Genomic DNA, 19208 nt, shown 5'->3' with positions numbered 1-19208 from the left:
TACGTTTGAATAAGCATTTTACGATATAGCCAATGGATCCTAAAAACGACGCTAACCCTACCAGAACCAGAAAATATGTACTGACCAGGAGGCTGGACCGCATGTTTATGGAACTGACAAGGGTCTATTTATTTGTGATCCGTTTTTTTAAGGAAGTTTTTTTCCCGCCTTACGAGTTTAAAGAAATTATAAAACAATGCTATGAGGTAGGTGTGCGTTCTCTCCCGCTCATTGCTTTAACCGGTTTTATTATAGGGATTGTTTTTACCAACCAATCGCGCCCCTCGCTCTCTGAGTTTGGCGCTACCTCCTGGTTACCAGCGCTTGTTTCTATTGCTATTGTGCGGGCACTGGCGCCCTTGGTTACTGCCATTATTGCGGCAGGCCGGGTAGGCTCCAGCATAGGGGCCGAATTAGGCTCTATGCGCGTAACAGAACAGATAGATGCCATGGAGGTTTCTGCTACTAACCCTTTTAAATTTCTGGTAGTAAGCAGGGTGTTGGCCACCACATTCATGATTCCTACACTAACCATGTTTACGATGGTGGTAGCACTGGCTGGTGCTTACCTGAATGTGCACCAGAACGAGCAGACCAGCTTCGCAACCTTTATTCAGCAGGTTTTTAATGCTATGACCTTTCTGGATATATTTTCAGCCATTATTAAGGCCTTTATTTTTGGGTTTACTGTAGGAATGGTAGGGTGCTACAAAGGGTATTATTCCTCCAAAGGAACGGAGGGCGTAGGCAAGGCCGCAAACTCATCGGTGGTAACGGCCATGTTTCTTATTTTTATTGAAGAACTGCTCGCCCTGCAAATCATTAACGCTATTAGAGCGCTATAAGCTTTCGTAAATGAAGAAGAACATTCCGAGCATAGATAAGAGTAACAAAGTAATAGCCATTAAAGGTCTTAAAAAGGCCTTCGACGAATATGAGGTACTTCGCGGTGTAGACCTCGATTTATATAAAGGCGAAAACCTGGTGGTTTTAGGCCGATCAGGTACTGGTAAATCAGTATTGATTAAAATTATTTCGGGACTATTGCGCCAGGACGAGGGCCAGGTGAATGTGCTGGGTCAGGAAGTAAGCCAGCTCTCGCAAAAAGAGCTGGACAAGCTACGCCTCAAGATCGGTTTCTCCTTTCAAAACAGTGCCCTATACGATAGTATGACAGTGCGTGAAAACCTGGAGTTTCCGCTCATCCGCAACTCACGCGAAATGACCCGAAAAGAGATTGACCGAATTATCAACATTGTGCTCGAGGCGGTTGGGCTGTCGCAGACCATAGACCAGATGCCTTCGGAGCTTTCTGGTGGTCAGCGAAAGCGAATCGGCATTGCCCGTACGCTAATTCTGAAGCCAGACATCATGCTGTACGATGAGCCGACTGCCGGTCTGGACCCCTTAACCTGTATAGAAATTAACTCCCTTATCAACCAGGTGCAGCGGCGGTTCAACACATCTTCTATTATAATTACCCACGATCTTACCTGTGCCCGCGCCGTTGGCGACAGGCTGGTGATGCTGCTAGATGGTCAGTTCCAGCGTCAGGGCACTTTCGAAGAAGTTTTCGACTCAGAGGATGAGCGGGTTAAATCATTTTATAACTACAACTTTATAGACTAAATGAGTGCTGCAGAAAATAAACGTTCCGTAATGGTTGGCATCTTTGTGTTGCTAGGCATCATCATTTTTATAATTGGCGTATTTACACTGGCTGGCCAGCAAAAGCGCTTTATAAACAGTATTAGCCTACACGCCACTTTTTCAGATGTGGCCGGTTTGCGCCCTGGCAACAATGTATGGTTTTCAGGTGTGAAGATTGGCACTGTCAAATCAATTCGTTTTTCAGGGGAGTCGCAGGTAGATATTCTTCTTAACATACAAACAGATGTGCAGCAGTATGTGCGCCGCGATGCGAAAGTAAGAATCAGCTCCGAAAGTTTAATAGGCAACAGAATACTTGAGATTGTTGGAGGAACGCCACAAGCCCCGCCGGTGCAGGAAGGCGACAGGCTACAGTCGGAGCCGCTATTAAACACCGACGATGTGCTGGAGACGCTACAGGAAAACAACAAGAACCTGGTTGCCATTACTTCCGATTTCAAAGAACTTAGCTCCAAACTGGTGAATGGCGAGGGTGCGGTAGGTGCTATGCTAACCGATACTACATTGGCCGGAAATTTCAAAAACATTGTAGCCAGCCTGCAGCAAACTTCTGCCAACACCGTAAGAGCCTCCAGGTCGCTTAATCAATTTACAGCCAAACTCAACACCCAGGGCGGACTAGTAGACCAGCTGGCTACCGATACAGCAGTGTTCAGGCAATTACAAAGCTCTGTAGCGCAGCTGCAGCAAGCCACCAGTTCTGCGACTGCTATTACCAACAACTTGCAGGAAGCCAGCAGCCGTCTTACCACCAGCAACAATGCAGCCGGTGTTTTACTCAACGACCCCGAATTTGCGAACCGTTTAAAAGCAACTATGCAGAACCTGGAAACCAGCACCGAAAAATTTGATCAGAACATGGAGGCCCTTCAGCACAACTTCCTGCTCAGAGGCTTTTTCCGCCGCCAGGCCAAACAGGAGGCAAAACAACAGCAATAATAGAAGAAGATCTCAAGACTGATTTTCTGATTATAATACCAAACAAAAGAGCCTGCAGCAATTCATTTGCTGCAGGCTCTTTTGTTTAAGGAAAGACAGTAATTATTTTAATGAATAAGCCCTTCCGGAGGCATTTTGCCCTTCAGGGCACATAGGCTGGAGTAAGATTAAGCCGCGTTGTAGGCTGCTTTAATTTTTTGTAATACCTCCTCGAACTCTTCTTTGGTGAAGTTTTGCTTGTTGGCAAAGTTCATGTCTTGCATGCTGTTGAGCGGAATAAGGTGCACGTGGGCATGAGGTACCTCCAGCCCTACCACCGCAACGCCAATGCGTTTGCAGGGCACTGCTTTCTCAATAGCTGCGGCCACTTTCTTCGAAAACAGCATCAGTCCTGCATACAAGTCGTCGTCAAGGTCGAACAGGTAATCGATCTGCTGTTTTGGCACCACCAGGGCATGTCCTTTCGTGGTAGGAAAAGCATCCAGAAAGGCTAGGTAACGGTCGTCTTCTGCAATTTTGTAGGCAGGTATTTCGCCGTTAACGATTTTAGTGAAAATAGAGGCTGCCATGGTGTTAGCGGCTTATATCTAGAACTTCGAATTGCAGTTTGCCTGCAGGTACCGTAATTTCGGCAATGTCTCCTACTGATTTTCCCAGAAGACCTTTTCCTATCGGAGACTTAACAGATATTTTACCTGCTGCCAGGTCTGCCTCTTCTTCGGCCACCAGCGTATAGTCCATCACCATGTTGTTTTTCAGGTTCTTGATCTTCACCTTCGATAGGATCAACGCCTTGCTCAAATCCAGGTTTGTCTCATCAATTAGCCTGGCATTGCCTACCACTTCTTCTAACTTAGCGATCTTAAGTTCCAAGTGCCCCTGCGCATCTTTTGCAGCATCGTACTCTGCATTCTCGCTCAGGTCACCTTTGTCGCGTGCTTCTGCCAACTGGCGTGCTACTTCAGCACGGCCTTTCGTCCTCAACTCTGCCAGTTCATCTTTTAATTTCTGTAAACCTTCGGCAGTGTAATAAGAAATGTTGCTCATAATAGTTTCTCTGTTTAAAACACAAAAACAAAAAGAACGGTTATGGCATGCATAACCGTTCTTTTTGTAAGTATATGTTGTTTGTTAATTCAGTCTATCAAAAAAACAGCAGCATGGAAGGCACTTAGCTTTTCCGATTGTCTTTTGGCTACTGTTCTGCTTCTGCTATAAGTTCGTTTTTAAGTTCCACTTTAACTGCAGACATGGGCAAATATAGCAAATTTTTGTTTAACCGCTCTTACAATCACTTAATAAAATTTGAACAACCATTAATTATCCGCTGCCAGCACCTGTTTGATTTTGGCTGCCAGCACCTCGTTTATTTTACGGTAAGATTCATGAGTCCAGCCGGCAATGTGGGGAGTAAGGACCACGTTAGGCGATGTGCACAGGTACTGAAACTCTTGTTGCTGCCTTTCTGTGAGAGTTTGCAGTTTCTCGTTTTCGAGCACATCGAGGGCTGCTCCTTTCAGAGTTCCCTGCTGCAGGTGCCGTACCAGCGCCGACTGGTCTGTTACCTCACCCCTGGCCGTGTTTACAAACCAGATTTTCTTCCTGAAACCAGTGAAAAAGGCTTCATTCGCAAAATGCCGGTTTTCAGGCAAATACGGAATGTGCAGACTTACAATATCTGCCTCTTCCTTGATTTGTTCGAGCGTGGCCGGAATGGCGGGTGTGCCAATTTTTTGCGGGGCATAACAATCGTGAGCCAGAATGCGGCACCCAAAGCCAGCCAGCACCCTGCTGAAGCTCTGCCCCATATTGCCATACCCGATAATGCCAACCGTTTTACCACCAATTTCTTCTCCCCTGTTGGCTTCCCGCAACCATACCTGTTCCCTTACCTGGCGGTCGCTTCTGGCGATATTCCGCATTAGGGCCAATAGCATGCCCAGTGCATGTTCTCCTACTGCTTCGCGGTTTCCTTCGTTTGCTCCTAAAACAGGTATGCCTGCCTGTTCCAGCTTTTCCACCTCAATATTGTCGAGGCCCGCTCCTGCTCTGGCTACAAATTTTAAGTGTTTCGCCTGCGCCACGGTTTCTGTTGTAATGCGCATTTTGCTTCGCACTATCAGCCCATCGAACTCCTGCAGCGCAGTAGGCACCTCCTCTGGTTTAATGGCTGGACGATAATCTGCTGATACACCAACTGCCTCCAGCAACTCAAAAATACTAGGGTGCATCTCATCGATTATCAGACAGCGAAAAGTAGTTTTAGACATTCTTATTACTCATTAAAAATTAAAGCCCTTATACCCCATGCTTTAAAACGACTCCGGCTCTCACAGCCAGAGCAGCAAGGATTGTTATGAATTATCGAATTATTCCAATGAAAAGGCCCTTCCAGAGGCATTTTAAGATTTAAGTTGATAGGTGTCAGATAACAGATTTTTCTCTCAATCTGTGTTTGTTAGTGCTTATGCTGTAGTTCTAAAACTACCTACCATGAGTTGCACACGCTGCGAGGTGTTACAGCTTATTACCAACAACCGAATTCCTCTAATAAAAATGGCCTTCCGGAGCTATTTTAACCTAATATTGCCAAAGGTGCGCTCAGGTACTCGCAACCCTAAGGCCTCACAAATTGTAGAGGGCATGGGCTACTGCGAAATAAATGGCCAGGCCCAGCAAGTCGTTGGCGGTGGTGATAAAAGGACCAGCAGCAACCGCAGGGTTAATGCCAAACCTATCCAGGACCATTGGGGTAAGTGTTCCCATTAAAGAAGCCAGCATAACAACTGAAAACAAGGCCACAGACACCACCATCGAAAGAGTAATATCGCGTCGGAAAAGGTAAGATAAGCCAAACACCAGCACCGAAATGATAACGGCATTTAACAAAGCCACCAACATTACCTTGAGCATACGCTGACCAAAGTGCTCAAATATAACCGTGTTAGAAGATAAGGTTTGAATAATAATGGAAGAAGACTGGATACCCACGTTACCACCGGTCGCAGTTATAAGCGGCACAAACAAAGCAACGGCAGGAAGTAAAGCAATATCGGCCTCGAACAATCCCATGAACTGCGCAGCCAGCAACCCTCCTACCATGCCAATGATCAGCCATGGAAGCCGCGACCTCGAAATTCGGTATACGCTGTCATCTTCTTCTACATTCTCGGTGATACCTGTCATGAGCTGGCGGCTCAGTTCGGCCTGCTCCTGCATTACATCCACCACGTCGTCGATGGTAATGCGGCCCAACAAGCGACCTTGTATATTCACCACCGGAATCGATTCCAGGTCATACTTCTGCATCACCGCCACTACCTCGTTTTCATCTTTGTAGGATTCGATCGAGATCACATCAGGGTTGTAAATGTCCTTTATCAGCACATCGTCTTTAGAGAGCAGCAGGTTTTTCACACTCACGCGCCCCACCAGCAGGTCGCGGTTATCGACTACATATACAGTATAAATACGGGCTACATCTTCTGCCTGCCGCCTAATCTCTTCTATGCACTGGCGCACGCGCCAGTTAAGGTTAACCTTTATAAGCTCTTTCGCCATAAGGCCGCCCGCGCAGTCTTCTTCGTAGTGCAGCAGGTCCAGAATCGCCGGTGTTCTGTCTTCATCGAGCAGGGCAATAATTTCTTCGCGCCGCTGAACCGATTGCTCATTCAGAATATCCACGGCATCATCGGAATCCATCAGGTTCACGTACCGGGCAATTTCCTGACTTGTAAAGTTTTGCAGAAAATCGGTCCTGATGTCGTAGTCCAGGTTGCTCAGAATCTCAGATCCTACCTCCGGGGGCAGCAAATCCATTACATACTTGCACTCGTTGGCGTCTAGCTCATAAAGCACGGTAGTGATGTCGGCTGCATACATGTCGGCCATGCTAGACAGAATAAATTCTTTGTCCTGCCGCTCAATCGCCTCTTCAACCTCATTTATGTACTCACGTGTAATCTCTACATGCATCATGACAGGTTCTGCTCAATCAGTTGGGTTAGTTGTATAAACTCCTGCACCGACAGCTGCTCAGCGCGTTGGTCAAACACAGGCAGCGCCTGAACATCCGCCGGAAGATTGTATGTTTTCAGGCAGTTCCGAAGCGTTTTGCGGCGGGTTCCGAAGCTCAGCTTTACTACTTCAAAAAACCGCTTCTCGCTACAGGGTAGCTCCTGCACCTCGTTGCGCAACAAACCAATTACGGCTGATTTTACCTTAGGCTTGGGGTGGAACACATGCTCGCTCACCGTAAACTTATAGGTAATGTTGTAGAACGCCTGTAGCAAAACGCTTAGAATGCCATAAGTCTTAGACCCTGGAGGCGCTGCCAGGCGCTCTGCCACTTCCTTCTGCAGCATACACACCACTTCAGGCACATGGTCGCGGTGCTGCAGCACTTTAAAGAATATCTGGCTGGAGATGTTGTAAGGGAAGTTGCCAATAATAGCAAACTTCCCAGGGAAAAGCGTGCTTAAATCTGTGCGCAGAAAGTCAGCTGAAATGATACGCTCCTCCAAGGCCGGGAAATGCTGCTTCAGGTAAGCAATCGATTCCCGGTCTATGTCTATCACCGTGGTAGTATAGTCTTTGTTCTGCAAAAGATACTGCGTGAGCACACCCATGCCGGGGCCAATTTCCAGCACATCGGTTACGCCGTGGTGGAGCGTCAGTTGCTTTACTATATCGATGGCGATGTTCTGATCTGTCAGAAAATGCTGCCCCAGGTGTTTCTTCGGACTTACTTTACTCACGGTGTTTTTAATTAAATAATGCGCTACTTCTATTACAATTCCGTTTCTTTTACGTTAACGAACTGGCAAAACAGGTGTACAGACTGATTTTCGCTTTAAAAGTTTATACTTCCTATATTGCATCCTCAAAGATACGAACGACAAATGCCGACACAACTTAAATACAGCACAACTCCCGGTAAAGATACCGACATTGTCTTAATTGTGCAGGCAGCGCAGCCTGCGCTCCCAGACGATTTCTCTAAAGAAGAGGCCGCTTATGTACAAGAGCAGCTCAGTCAGGAGGCAAAACTCATATCGCTGAACCGCTACACACACCGCATTTATTTGGTGGCAACAGCTACCGCTAAAACACAGCAAGCAGGGCATGAGGCCCTCCGCCAGGCTGGGTATAGCCTGCTGAAACAGCTGAAGGCAGATAAAGTGGCCCAGATCACATTGGTAGACACAACCAACACCGGCGCTACTACTTACCTGGCCGAAGGCATTTACTTAAGCAATTACCAGTTTCTGCGGTACAAAACCAAAGATGCCAAGCCTAGTCCACTGCAGACCATTGTCATAACCGGAACAGATAACACCGATCAAGCGGTACAGGAGCTCCAGCATGTGCTCGAGGCTGTAAACATTACCCGAGATCTTGTAAACGAGCCCAATAGCCACCAATCGGCAGAGCAGTTTAGTGCGCAGCTGGAAGAATTGGGGCAAGAGGCCGGTTTTAAAACGGATGTGCTGGATGAAATAAAAATTCAGTCGCTGAAAATGGGTGGCCTGCTGGCCGTAAACCAGGGCAGCGAAGATCCGCCTACCTTTACCATTATGGAGTGGAAACCAGAGCAGCCGGTAAACGAAAAGCCGTATGTGCTGGTAGGCAAAGGCGTTGTATACGACACAGGTGGCCTAAGCCTGAAGCCAACACCCCAGTCAATGGATTTTATGAAATCGGATATGGCAGGAGCCGCGGCAGTGGCAGGCGTACTATATGCCATTGCTAAAAACAAGCTGCCACTGCACGTTATAGGGTTGGTGCCAGCCACCGACAACCGACCGGGCGGAAAAGCCTTTGCCCCAGGCGATGTGATAACCATGCACAATGGCCTTACGGTGGAAGTGCTGAACACAGATGCTGAAGGACGGTTGTTACTGGCCGATGCCTTAAGCTTTGCGCAGAAATATCACCCTGCCCTTGTTTTTGATCTGGCCACCTTAACCGGTGCTGCTGCCCGCGCCATTGGCAAAGAAGGCCTCGTAGCTATGGGCAATGCCGGAGAAGAAGTAATGAGCGGCCTAAAGAAAACAGGAGAACAGGTTCATGAACGGCTGGTGGAGTTTCCGCTTTGGGACGAGTATAAAAAACACATTGAGTCAGACATTGCCGACCTGAAAAACCTTGGAGGTGCGGATGCCGGTGCTATTTCGGCTGGCAAATTCCTGGAGTGCTTTACCAATTACCCTTGGGTGCATTTCGATATTGCCGGTGTCGCCTATTTGCATGGCGAAGACTCCTACCGGGGTAAAATGGCAACTGGCGCTGGCGTTCGTCTAATTTATCATTACCTTCGCGCATTGGCCCAATAAGCAACAAATGGAGAAACAGAAAATCAGGTTAGGAATCAGTATCGGCGACACCAATGGAATTGGTCCCGAAATCATTATAAAAACGCTTTCTGACCAGCGAATTCTTAATTATTGTATTCCTGTTATTTATGGCTCCGGCAACCTTTTTAGCAGTATCCGAAAAAGCCTGAGCGCCGATCATTTTCATTTCCAGCAGGTTGAATCGGCCGACATCTTGGTCAACCGTAAAGTAAACCTTATTAACTGCTGGCAGGAGGAGTTAGTACTGGAGCCTGGAAAACCTACACCAGAATCGGGAAAGGCATCGCTTCAGTCACTGATGGCAGCCTGCCAGGACCTGAAGGCCGGAAAGTTGGATGGTTTGGTTACGGCACCAATTAATAAGGATAATATCCAGACGGACGAATTTCGTTTTCCAGGCCATACTGAATTTTTAACTTCTTTTTTCGATGCGGCTGAAAGCCTGATGCTCCTGGTGAGCGGAGATCTTCGCGTAGCCACCGTTACAGGGCATATTCCTATAAATGAAGTATCAGGCAAACTATCTAACGAGTTGCTGATACGGAAACTTACTATCCTGCTGGAGTCGCTGAAGCTAGATTTTGGCATACAGAAGCCAAGGGTAGCTGTATTGGGTTTAAACCCCCATGCAGGCGAAAATGGTTTATTGGGAACAGAGGAAAACGACATTATTCGTCCGGCAATTCTGCAGTTAAAAGAGCGTGGTCACCTGGTGTTCGGCCCCTACCCTGCCGATGGCTTTTTCGGGATGCAGCAATACAAACAAGTAGATGCGGTTCTCTCCATGTACCACGACCAGGGGCTAATTCCATTCAAAACTCTGGCTTTTGAGAACGGAGTTAATTTTACGGCTGGTCTGCCCATTGTACGCACCTCTCCAGACCACGGCACCGCTTATGATATTGCCGCTAAGCATGTTGCAGATGAAACTTCCTTCAGAGAAGCACTGTTCACAGCCTGCGACATTATCCGGAAACGAAAAGAAGCCGAAAATCCCACTGTATAATATAGGGAAGAAGTTTTTTTTGTCGAAAATAAGTTATAATTTTGCGTCTTGCAAAAAAAGCAGCAGTTGTGAAAAAGCTAAAAGATTATGAAATCGGCATAGCCAAACTCAGCAACAAGAAACACTTGCACGAGTTTGACATGGACGATTCCTTCTTCGACCTGTTCGGGAAAGAGATAATCCAGGGAGGGAATCTGCAGGCGAAAGTTGAATTAGACAAGACTGAAACGCTGATTACACTAACTTTTAACATTGAAGGAGAAGTTAAACTAATCTGCGACCGAAGCCTTGAAGAGTTTAATCAGCCGGTTACTTTGCAGGAAGTAGTGCGCATGAAATTTGGGGATGAAAACAAAGAGTTAGATGACGACCTTTTTGAAATTACCCCTGAAACGCAGCACATTAACGTAGCACAGCACCTTTATGATTACATAGCGCTGTCGCTACCCATGAAAAAGCTTCACCCCCGCTTTCTGGAGGAACTTGACGAGGAAGATGACAGTGATATACTAATCTATTCTTCTCGCCAGGCCAGCCAACAAGAAGGAGAAGAAGGCGATGACGACGATGAGGACATTGACCCTCGTTGGGACGCGCTCAAAAATTTGAATTAAATTGTAGTAATATCAACCAAGTATAAACAGCAAGTAAACTATTTAACTAAAAATGGCACATCCTAAACGCAAGATTTCGAAGACCAGAAGAGATAAGAGAAGAACTCACCAAAAACTTTCTGAGAAAGCCATTGCTCTTTGCCCTACCACTGATACTCCTCACCTGTACCACCACGCTTATGTGGTAGAAGGTGACCTGTTCCACAAAGGCAAACTGGCTATCAAAAATTATACAACGAACGCCCAGTAAGCAATAGCCTGCTTTTGATATAGTTCTGTATAATTTAAAACAAAAACATCCCAGTACATGAGGATCGCCTTAGACGCTATGGGCGGCGACTATGCACCTGAGGCTATCATTAAAGGTGCATTGCTCGCAGCCGAGCAGCTTGAGAAAGATAATGAAATCCTGCTTATAGGACAGGAGGAAATTGTTCATTCACTGTTAAAAGAATACGGGTACACAGGTAATAATATTAAAGTTGTAAACGCTACCCAGGTTATTGGGATGGCGGAGCACCCTACCAAAGCCCTTTCCCAGAAAACCGATTCCAGCATTGCTGTGGGTTACGGTATGCTAAAAGCACAGCAGGCTGATGCTTTCTGCAGTGCCGGAAACACTGGAGCTATGCTGGTAGGTGCCATGTTTAGCGTTAAAACGATTGAAGGCATAATCAGGCCTACCATAGCTGGTTTTGTACCTAAACTAAGCGGTCGCTTTGGTGTTATGCTGGATGTTGGTGCTAACGCAGAGTGTAAACCAGAGGTACTGGAGCAGTTTGGCGAAATCGGATCCATTTATGCGAAGTATGTGCTTGGCATTGAGCATCCGAAGGTAGGCCTAATGAACCTGGGTGAGGAAGAAAGCAAAGGAACTGCTAATACCCAGGCCGCACATCAACGGCTTAAAAACAACCCGAATATTGAATTTATAGGCAACCTGGAGGGGCGAGACATGTTTAATGATAAAGCTGACGTAATCGTTTGTGACGGCTACACAGGCAATATTATTATTAAAATGGCCGAATCGATCTACGAAATCATGCACGAAAAAAATATTAAGGATCCATTCTTTGATAATTTTAACTATGAGGCCGCAGGTGGAAGTCCTATATTAGGTATCAATGGAAATGCTGTAATTGGTCATGGGGTATCTAGCCCGCTGGCAGTTTGCAACATGGTTTTTTTAGCCCAGAAAATGGTGGCTTCTAAAATTTCGGAACGCTTCCGTAAAAATTATAGCGCTTAGCCTACCTGTTCTGCCGCTACCCTATCGTTTCAACACCTGGTACAAACAAAGCAGCAACTCTTTTATAGTTCTGTCAGTTTATACCAGGTTTTTTTTATTAATTTGCCCGCTTAAACTTTTACCTTTAGAAACAGTTATAATATGAGTAAAATTACTGCCGCTATTACAGGTGTAAGTGGCTACGCTCCTGAATATGTGCTCACCAACAAGGAATTGGAAACAATGGTGGAGACTAACGATGAATGGATCCTTAGCCGCACTGGTATAAAAGAACGGCGCATCCTGAAGGGAGAAAACCAAGGCACTTCACAAATTGCCATTCCAGCAGTAAAAGACTTATTAAAGAAAACTAACACTAAGCCGGAAGAAGTAGACCTTCTGATTTGCGCCACCACCACCCCAGACATGGTGTTCCCGGCAACTGCTAACCTGATTACAGCAGAAGTAGGTGCTATAAATGCTTTCGGCTATGACCTGCAGGCAGCTTGCTCAGGTTTTCTTTTCGCACTGGCTACCGGCTCCAAGTTTATTGAGTCCGGGCAATATAAAAAAGTGATTATAGTGGGAGCAGATAAAATGTCTTCCATTGTAGATTATACCGACCGCACCACCTGCATTATCTTCGGTGATGGTGGTGGAGCCGTAATGTTAGAGCCAAACACAGAAGGCTACGGCGTTCTCGATCAGGTTCTGAAGTCAGATGGTGCTGGTGCTCCTTATCTGCACATGAAAGCTGGTGGTAGTCGTAAGCCTGCTACCAAAGAAACCTTGGAAGCAAGACAGCATTATGCTTATCAGGAAGGCCAGACAGTATTTAAGTTTGCGGTAAAGAACATGGCAGATGTTTCGGCAGAAGTTATGGAACGCAACAACCTGACAGCAGACGATGTGGCATGGCTTGTTCCTCATCAGGCGAACAAACGCATAATAGAGGCTACCGCAAATCGTATGGGTGTTTCCAGCGACAAGGTAATGCTCAATATTCAAAAATATGGCAATACTACCAGCGGTACCATTCCCCTTTGCCTGTGGGAATACGAGCCGCAGCTAAGAAAAGGTGATAATCTTGTACTGGCTGCCTTCGGTGGTGGATTTACCTGGGGCTCTATTTACCTGAAGTGGGCTTACGATCCAAAATAATTGAACTACCACATCCTTTATAATTTGAAAGCGGCATTAAGCCGCTTTTTTTGTGCAATCTTACTTAAAACTTGATCTCAAGAGGCTCGTTCAGGTATGCCAGACGAAACTGTAGACCATCAGTAAATGCTACGCTAATTTTACTATGAGCTATAAGAAGTTGATGAAGGTAGTAATAAAGAAAAATTTAATAAATTAATCCAGTTTTAAATGAAACCGGCTATTAAAGCCCTGATAATACTTTAAAATGAAAATAAAAAAAGCAGTTATTACCGCAGCGGCCCGTGGAGAAAGGCTCTACCCTGTGGCAGACACCATACAGAAAGCCATGCTTCCGGTAATTGATATTGATGGCCTGCATAAGCCGGTTATACAAATTATTGCAGAAGAAGCCTTTGCCAGTGGCATTGAAGAACTTTGCATAGTATGTGCCCCTGGCGATAGAGAACGATACTTGAGTGCCTTCTCTTCGTTGCGCGACAATCTGCTAAAATCATTTAAAAGTGTTGACTGGGCGAAAAAACAGGCCGAGAAAGTAGACGGTTTGCTTAGCAGGCTTCATTTTGCGGAGCAACAGGAGCCCCTAGGATATGGACATGCTGTGTATTGTGCCCGGGAATTTGTTAATGACGAACCCTTTCTGCTTCTTCTGGGCGATTATCTTTATGTTTCAGATAGGCTTCAAAAGCGATGTGCTGCACAGCTAATAGAATTGGCAACAAAGGAAGGTTGCGCAGTATCAGCTGTAAACCCTACCATCGAACACCAGATTGGCCGCTATGGCACCCTAACTGGCAAACAGGCTGCTAACCACCATGGCGTATACCAAATAGAAAAAATAATTGAGAAACCATCTTTAAGTGTGGCTGAACTGGAATTGCAAACACCAGGTTTGCGGGTAGGCTATTACTTATGCTTTTTTGGCATGCATGTGTTCACTCCAGCTATTTTCGAGCTTTTGCAAAAACAAATAGACCAGGAAAATCATCCTGTTATGCTGACACCAGCCTTACAGGAACTGGCTGAGCAGGAAAAGTACCTGGCCTTAGAGGTGAAAGGCAGTCGCTATGATTTAAGTAGAAAACATGGCTTATTAAGCGCACAAGTTGCCCTCGGACTAGCAGGCGAAGCACATAGCGAAACCCTTACCACCCTGGTAGAATTGCTTGCCGAAGCTAATGCCAGAACATCAAAATAATTTTTGAAATAGATTCAAGACAGAAGACAAAGGACACCATGCTTTTTACCTTAAGTGAAATGGAACCAAGTGAAATTCCATGTGAGGTAATAGGCTGACAACCGTGATCATGGGAAAGTTTGCAATTGAAATTCTCTCTCCATGTAGTTATGTGTAGCCGGTGCTTTTGAAGTACACTGCACCATTGTAAAGTCTTTTAACTTATGTCTAGCCACCAGAAAGTAGCATGAACATTTTTATACAAACCATTACCTCTTCTGAAGCACAGGTACGAAACCGCTCCTTTTTCGAAATAAGCCGGAGCTTAACGGCTAAGGAGCTACAGGCGGCTTTGCGGGAACTGGATTCTTTCAGAAAGGCAACTCCCAACCTTTACGATAAAGTAAGGGCCATTCAGTTTTTGTACGCTGGCTACCGGTTTTTCCTGATGCAGGCAAAGGACACACCAGCAGTAGGTAAAATAGCTTACGCTGGCTTTGAAGATTTGCTGGCCCGGCGCTTCGAGCAGGCCATCAGCACCTTTTTGCAGGAGCTAGATAAAACGGGTCCAAACGCAGCCTTGTTCAGCGCACTTGCCGAAAGCTACCATCATCTGTCGTTCCAGATTTTAGCGGATCAGGTTCGTAAAAGTGTACGTTCCAGCAAAGGCAATCAGTGGATGTTTCGGGTGGGGCATCAGGAGGAGCATCCTATCAGAATTCATTCACGCCTTTTACAGCGACAGGAAAACACGCTCTTTTACCCCATGCTGCACGAGCAAACTTCTGTACGCATGGATCTTACCCATAGCGGCTGGTCCGATATATTCTTCTTGGGAATGGACTATCCGGAAGGTGCCCGCGTTATCAATCTTTCTATTAATCTGGGAGTTTTTGGTCGGGATGCGGACATACGCCCACCGCTGCACGCCTATGTGCGGGTGATTCAGGAACCAGTGCTGCGTCTTACAAGTATTGATCTAAACACCACTAAAGACATACACGACCTGGCAGACCTCTTTAATTTTGGCAATGATTATTTAAGCCTGGTTAAAGCCGGCGTAATTGCCTCAGGTCTAATTCCACCTTCGTTTGAAGGAACAAACCAGGCTTTACCCGACATACTGGCTCGGATTGTAGCGCCAGGCATGGGGATAGAACTTGTTACCAAAGTAAACGATATTCCAAAAGGTTCTCGCTTTGCTGTATCTACCAACCTGCTGGGTTGTATTATCAGCCTGCTGATGCGTGCTACTGGCCAAACCAAATCCTTGGAGGGCGGCCTGGAAGAAAGAGAAAGAAGGTTGGTTGCTTCTCGAGCCATATTAGGGGAGTGGATTGGAGGTTCCGGTGGTGGCTGGCAGGATTCCGGCGGCGTTTGGCCCGGTATCAAATCTATACAAGGCACTTTTGCGCAGGACGGAGATCCGGAATACGGTATCAGCAGAGGCACGCTTCTCCCACGGCACCAGGTGTTGCAGGGGGAAGAAGTACATCCAGACATTGCCGATAAAATTATGAATTCGCTGGTGCTGATGCACGGCGGTATGGCCTCCAACGTGGGTCCTATTCTGGAGATGGTAACAGAGAAGTACCTTCTGCGTGGCGATAAAGAATGGGCGGCACGGCAGCAGACTAACCAGATATTCGACAACATTCTTGCTGCCATCAAAGAAGGAGATATTCAGAAGCTCGGTGCTAATACGGCCCGCAATTGGGAAGGCCCGATCAAAACAATTATTCCTTGGGCCTCCACTCACTTTACAGAACAAATAATTGCAAAGGCTAAGAAGAAATTTAGTAGCGATTATTACGGTTTCCTGATGCTGGGAGGCATGTCGGGAGGTGGTATGGGTATGTTTGTAAATCCGGCGCGCTACGAAGAGTATAAACTGGGCGTACTGGATCTTCTCAGAGAAACTAAAGCAGAGTTATCTGACTCTTTGCCGTTTGCCATGGAGCCTGTGGTATACAATTGGAGCATTAATAATAAAGGCACCTGGGCTAATCTGCAGGACGGCAATGAGGCTCTGATGCCGGAGCAGTACTATGCCATTCATGTTTCAGAGCTTGTTAGAAAAGATCCGGCCACTATTTCTTACATACGGCGAGCCGAAATTGATTTGTTTACAACCTTTTGTGAGCAGAATAACCTAGCCTATCCCCTGCTGCGCACTATTGTGAGCAACTTGTTTAAGGTGTCTGACCCATCTACGCAGGGCAACCGCAGTATCGAAAACGAGAAAGCTGACCAAGTAAAAAAAGCCAATGGTTTTGACTTTATTCAGCACGAAGAAATAAGGGAGCAGCTGCAGAAGGGCCGCATCGGTTTATCACGGAACCGCCTCGCTGCCGAAACATCTATTGAAGATGTTGGATCTGCTGATGTGGTTTTACTGGAAAAGCTTGCATCTGCTGAAAATACAGGAAAAGAAGCTTTAAGATCTGGCAAAGTAGCAGTGCTTAGCCTGGCGGCTGGTGTAGGAAGCCGGTGGACCAAAGGAGCCGGTGTAATTAAAGCCTTAAACCCTTTTGTGGAATTAAACGGGCACCACCGCAGCTTCCTGGAGATCCACCTGGCCAAAACGCAAAAAGTTTCCACTCAATATCAAACTAACATACCGCATATCATAGCAACCAGCTACCTTACCCATGAGCCTATCCGGAAGAAGCTGGAACAGACTGAGAATTTTGGGTATGCCGGGAGCGTATACTTATCTGAGGGTCGATCAATAGGCCAACGCTTTGTGCCGATGGAGCGCGACCTGCGCTTTATGTGGGAGGAAATGCCGCAGGAGACATTAGATGAGAACAAGCAAAAAGTGCGGGATGCTGTGCGCCAGAGCATGATAAGTTGGGCGAAGTCTAAAGGTGAGGGTACTGATTACATAGATAATATTGCCGCACAACGCTTCTCCCCGCTCGGCCACTGGTACGAAGTATCGAACATGCTGCGCAATGGTACGCTCGCTCGCCTGTTGCACGAACAGCCACAAGTTCAAACCATCATGCTGCATAATATCGATACCTTGGGTGCAGATGTAAATCCCGCCGCACTAGGTTATCACCTGGAGTCGGGCAACATGCTGACATTTGAGGTGGTACCACGCCGGATAGAAGACCAGGGAGGCGGATTAGCGAAAGTAAACGGTCAAATACGTCTGCTCGAAGGGCTGGCGCAACCGCGTGAAGAAGATGAGCTAAAACTAAGTTACTACAATTCCAACACCACCTGGATTCAGATTGACCCGCTTTTGCAATTGTTTGGTCTGACCCGTGAGGATTTACAGAAAGGAGATACCTCTCTACTCGCCAAGGCTGTACGAAGTGTGGCTCACCGTATTCCAACTTACGTTACTATAAAGGAAGTAAAATACCGCTGGGGCCATGGGCAGGAAGACATTTATCCCGTATCTCAAATAGAGAAGCTATGGACAGATATGACGGCATTGCCAGATGTTAAATGCGGTTATATAGTTGTGCCACGGCCAAGGGGCCAGCAAATGAAAGACCCAGCCCAATTAGACTCCTGGGTGACAGATGGTAGCAAAGATTATGTGATGGCTTTAGGCGCATTTTAACTTAAAATTTTATCCAATAAAAAGAGCGTACAGCAGACCTATAATGGCAAGTTGTACGCTCTAATTCTTTTAATGAAAATGGCCTTTAAGAGCTATTTAGGCTAAAACCGGCCATAGGGTAATTTAATCTTTATCTAAAACTTCTTTAACAGTGGCATCTTCTAATGGCAGTCGTTTCTCCACCTCTTCTTTACCCGTATTTTCTTTTATAGGCCTGCTACGCCAGTAGTTAGCCAGTATGGAACCTGAGATGTTCATCCAGGGGCTGAATACGGCTGAAGCAAGTCCAACGGTTCCAAGTTTGCCCATGCTGCCTGCCAGACCAGAGGCCATGCCGCCGTTTTGCAAACCTACCTCGAAAGCCATAGAGCGGGCTGAGTTTTTGTCGAGGCCCAGTAAACGGCTGAACCAGTACCCGAAGAAGTAGCCAGAGGCGTTGTGCAATACGGCCGCCAGAAAAAGCAAGAACCCTACCTGCAACAGGTTATCGCGGCCTGCAGCTGTGGTGACTGTAGTAAAGTACACAATCCCAAACATGGAAATGTAAGGCATAAAGCTATCGAGGCGATGGTATCTGGTGGTAAGAATATGGTAAAACAAGCCAACTAAGAAAGCGCCGGAAAAAAAGCTTAAAACTTCAGCGGTCTGTAAGGCTGGCGCAGACAAATTAGTCTCCATTATGTTCCAGAAGCCAAAAGGAAGTGCCAGTAGCCATAGTGCGCAACCTACCGCAATGAAACGTACTGTTTTCCAGCCTCGTGGTGAAGCCCTTTTGAGATAGTCGTGCAGGAGAGCGGCACCAATGGGCACTATCACAATTTTAATGATCTCCATCATCATGTTGATAAACTTAACTTCAATCATAGCACCGGCAAACAGCTTCATCATAAAAGGTGTCATAAATGGGGCAACCAGAGTGGCAAGTGCCGTAACTGTTACAGACAGAACCAGGTTAGCCCTTGCAATATACACCATTACATTAGAGGCCAACCCACTGGAGCAGGCTCCAATAAGAATAACGCCTGCCGCAATTTCAGGCTCAAACTGAAATATTTTAGTAAGCACAAAGCCGACTAGCGGCATAATGGAAAACTGACACAGCAAGCCTATGAACACACCACGCCCGGTGGTGGCAAGTCCAGTAAAATCGCGCAGACTCATCTGGATGCCCATCCCAAACATCACCAGCTGCACCACCAGCAAAATCAGCCATTTATTGCGCAGGTCGAACTCGCCCCAACTGAGGAAAGCTGCCGGGTAAATCATTGCAGCTACGACAGCCACCAGAATCCAGGCAGTGTATTGGTAACCTGCCAAGGCTGGAACAGCCCCTATTCCAATGGCGGCAGCTACGGCAGTAACCACAGCAGCAGCTTGCCACATAGGTACATTCCCCATGAGGAGGCCTATCAGCAAGAAAAGGAGCGCCAGACCCGCGAGGCCAAGACAAATTTTACGCAGCATGTTCATAGGCGT

At 46.6% G+C, this 19208-nt stretch carries 17 protein-coding genes; 11 read left to right on the top strand and 6 right to left on the bottom strand.

Annotated elements, in window-relative coordinates:
• Positions 1 to 32: 32 nt before the first annotated feature.
• From ACMA1I_RS11790 to ACMA1I_RS11780, 3 genes are read left to right on the top strand one after another with little or no spacing between them, the layout of a single operon-like run.
• Positions 33 to 845 (top strand): ABC transporter permease, encoded by an 813-nt coding sequence (locus tag ACMA1I_RS11790; protein WP_337068538.1) that lies wholly within the window; start codon positions 33 to 35, stop codon positions 843 to 845.
• 10 nt (positions 846 to 855) lie between these two features.
• The gene (locus ACMA1I_RS11785) at positions 856 to 1629 is read left to right on the top strand and encodes an ABC transporter ATP-binding protein (protein ID WP_337068537.1); all 774 of its coding nucleotides are present in this window, start codon (positions 856 to 858) and stop codon (positions 1627 to 1629) included.
• Positions 1630 to 2610 (top strand): MlaD family protein, encoded by a 981-nt coding sequence (locus ACMA1I_RS11780; protein WP_337068535.1) that lies wholly within the window; start codon positions 1630 to 1632, stop codon positions 2608 to 2610.
• Positions 2611 to 2777: 167 nt separating this feature from the next.
• Here the strand turns inward: ACMA1I_RS11780 and ACMA1I_RS11775 are convergent, their stop codons facing one another.
• From ACMA1I_RS11775 to rsmA, 5 genes are all read right to left on the bottom strand, one after another.
• Positions 2778 to 3179 (bottom strand): HIT family protein, encoded by a 402-nt coding sequence (locus tag ACMA1I_RS11775; RefSeq protein WP_337068534.1) that lies wholly within the window; start codon positions 3177 to 3179, stop codon positions 2778 to 2780.
• A 4-nt stretch (positions 3180 to 3183) separates the two neighbouring features.
• On the bottom strand, positions 3184 to 3657 hold the full coding sequence (gene greA, locus ACMA1I_RS11770) for a transcription elongation factor GreA (protein WP_337068533.1): 474 nt from the start codon (positions 3655 to 3657) through the stop codon (positions 3184 to 3186).
• Positions 3658 to 3926: 269 nt separating this feature from the next.
• A complete protein-coding gene (locus tag ACMA1I_RS11765) occupies positions 3927 to 4880 on the bottom strand; it encodes an NAD(P)-dependent oxidoreductase (RefSeq protein WP_337068532.1) in 954 nt (317 codons plus the stop codon).
• 355 nt (positions 4881 to 5235) lie between these two features.
• Positions 5236 to 6585: a magnesium transporter gene (gene mgtE / locus ACMA1I_RS11760; RefSeq protein ID WP_337068660.1), complete on the bottom strand. Its 1350-nt coding sequence runs from the start codon at positions 6583 to 6585 to the stop codon at positions 5236 to 5238.
• On the bottom strand, positions 6585 to 7367 hold the full coding sequence (gene rsmA / locus ACMA1I_RS11755) for a 16S rRNA (adenine(1518)-N(6)/adenine(1519)-N(6))-dimethyltransferase RsmA (RefSeq protein WP_337068531.1): 783 nt from the start codon (positions 7365 to 7367) through the stop codon (positions 6585 to 6587). The genes mgtE and rsmA overlap by 1 nt, the downstream gene beginning before the upstream one ends.
• Positions 7368 to 7511: 144 nt before the next feature.
• On the opposite strand from rsmA, the gene ACMA1I_RS11750 reads away from it, so the two are divergent.
• The 8 genes from ACMA1I_RS11750 to ACMA1I_RS11715 all read left to right on the top strand — a co-directional run bounded on the left by ACMA1I_RS11750 (position 7512) and on the right by ACMA1I_RS11715 (position 17732).
• Positions 7512 to 8945, top strand: a complete 1434-nt coding sequence (locus ACMA1I_RS11750; RefSeq protein WP_337068530.1) for a leucyl aminopeptidase — start codon at positions 7512 to 7514, stop codon at positions 8943 to 8945.
• Between the two features lie 7 nt (positions 8946 to 8952).
• Positions 8953 to 9972, top strand: a complete 1020-nt coding sequence (gene pdxA / locus ACMA1I_RS11745) for a 4-hydroxythreonine-4-phosphate dehydrogenase PdxA (protein WP_337068529.1) — start codon at positions 8953 to 8955, stop codon at positions 9970 to 9972.
• 68 nt (positions 9973 to 10040) lie between these two features.
• Positions 10041 to 10586 (top strand): DUF177 domain-containing protein, encoded by a 546-nt coding sequence (locus ACMA1I_RS11740; RefSeq protein WP_337068528.1) that lies wholly within the window; start codon positions 10041 to 10043, stop codon positions 10584 to 10586.
• Positions 10587 to 10638: 52 nt separating this feature from the next.
• A complete protein-coding gene (gene rpmF / locus ACMA1I_RS11735; protein WP_147923429.1) occupies positions 10639 to 10836 on the top strand; it encodes a 50S ribosomal protein L32 in 198 nt (65 codons plus the stop codon).
• Positions 10837 to 10893: 57 nt separating this feature from the next.
• Complete coding sequence (gene plsX, locus ACMA1I_RS11730; protein WP_337068527.1) at positions 10894 to 11835, top strand: phosphate acyltransferase PlsX; 942 nt, start codon at positions 10894 to 10896, stop codon at positions 11833 to 11835.
• Positions 11836 to 11976: 141 nt separating this feature from the next.
• Positions 11977 to 12975: a beta-ketoacyl-ACP synthase III gene (locus ACMA1I_RS11725; protein ID WP_337068526.1), complete on the top strand. Its 999-nt coding sequence runs from the start codon at positions 11977 to 11979 to the stop codon at positions 12973 to 12975.
• Positions 12976 to 13222: 247 nt separating this feature from the next.
• Positions 13223 to 14173 (top strand): UTP--glucose-1-phosphate uridylyltransferase, encoded by a 951-nt coding sequence (locus ACMA1I_RS11720; RefSeq protein WP_337068525.1) that lies wholly within the window; start codon positions 13223 to 13225, stop codon positions 14171 to 14173.
• A 226-nt stretch (positions 14174 to 14399) separates the two neighbouring features.
• Positions 14400 to 17732: a UTP--glucose-1-phosphate uridylyltransferase gene (locus ACMA1I_RS11715; protein WP_337068524.1), complete on the top strand. Its 3333-nt coding sequence runs from the start codon at positions 14400 to 14402 to the stop codon at positions 17730 to 17732.
• A 123-nt stretch (positions 17733 to 17855) separates the two neighbouring features.
• On the opposite strand, the gene ACMA1I_RS11710 is transcribed toward ACMA1I_RS11715, so the two are convergent.
• Positions 17856 to 19202 (bottom strand): bile acid:sodium symporter family protein, encoded by a 1347-nt coding sequence (locus ACMA1I_RS11710; RefSeq protein ID WP_414703905.1) that lies wholly within the window; start codon positions 19200 to 19202, stop codon positions 17856 to 17858.
• Between the last annotated feature and the right edge of the window lie 6 nt (positions 19203 to 19208).

Source organism: Pontibacter sp. 13R65, from assembly GCF_047525655.1.
In the GTDB taxonomy this organism is placed as follows: domain Bacteria; phylum Bacteroidota; class Bacteroidia; order Cytophagales; family Hymenobacteraceae; genus Pontibacter.
Note: the sequence above shows the minus strand (reverse complement) of the source record. Positions and strands in the feature narration are given on the sequence as shown.

Excerpts from the sequence above, each read along its gene's own strand:
- ACMA1I_RS11790 (WP_337068538.1), top strand. The coding sequence starts at position 33 with ATGGATCCTAAAAACGACGCTAACCCTACCAGAACCAGAAAATATGTA.
- pdxA (WP_337068529.1), top strand. The coding sequence starts at position 8,953 with ATGGAGAAACAGAAAATCAGGTTAGGAATCAGTATCGGCGACACCAAT.
- rpmF (WP_147923429.1), top strand. The coding sequence starts at position 10,639 with ATGGCACATCCTAAACGCAAGATTTCGAAGACCAGAAGAGATAAGAGA.
- ACMA1I_RS11775 (WP_337068534.1), bottom strand. The coding sequence starts at position 3,179 with ATGGCAGCCTCTATTTTCACTAAAATCGTTAACGGCGAAATACCTGCC.
- ACMA1I_RS11750 (WP_337068530.1), top strand. The coding sequence starts at position 7,512 with ATGCCGACACAACTTAAATACAGCACAACTCCCGGTAAAGATACCGAC.
- ACMA1I_RS11710 (WP_414703905.1), bottom strand. The coding sequence starts at position 19,202 with ATGAACATGCTGCGTAAAATTTGTCTTGGCCTCGCGGGTCTGGCGCTC.
- ACMA1I_RS11765 (WP_337068532.1), bottom strand. The coding sequence starts at position 4,880 with ATGTCTAAAACTACTTTTCGCTGTCTGATAATCGATGAGATGCACCCT.
- greA (WP_337068533.1), bottom strand. The coding sequence starts at position 3,657 with ATGAGCAACATTTCTTATTACACTGCCGAAGGTTTACAGAAATTAAAA.
- plsX (WP_337068527.1), top strand. The coding sequence starts at position 10,894 with ATGAGGATCGCCTTAGACGCTATGGGCGGCGACTATGCACCTGAGGCT.
- ACMA1I_RS11715 (WP_337068524.1), top strand. The coding sequence starts at position 14,400 with ATGAACATTTTTATACAAACCATTACCTCTTCTGAAGCACAGGTACGA.
- ACMA1I_RS11780 (WP_337068535.1), top strand. The coding sequence starts at position 1,630 with ATGAGTGCTGCAGAAAATAAACGTTCCGTAATGGTTGGCATCTTTGTG.
- ACMA1I_RS11785 (WP_337068537.1), top strand. The coding sequence starts at position 856 with ATGAAGAAGAACATTCCGAGCATAGATAAGAGTAACAAAGTAATAGCC.
- mgtE (WP_337068660.1), bottom strand. The coding sequence starts at position 6,585 with ATGCATGTAGAGATTACACGTGAGTACATAAATGAGGTTGAAGAGGCG.
- ACMA1I_RS11725 (WP_337068526.1), top strand. The coding sequence starts at position 11,977 with ATGAGTAAAATTACTGCCGCTATTACAGGTGTAAGTGGCTACGCTCCT.
- ACMA1I_RS11720 (WP_337068525.1), top strand. The coding sequence starts at position 13,223 with ATGAAAATAAAAAAAGCAGTTATTACCGCAGCGGCCCGTGGAGAAAGG.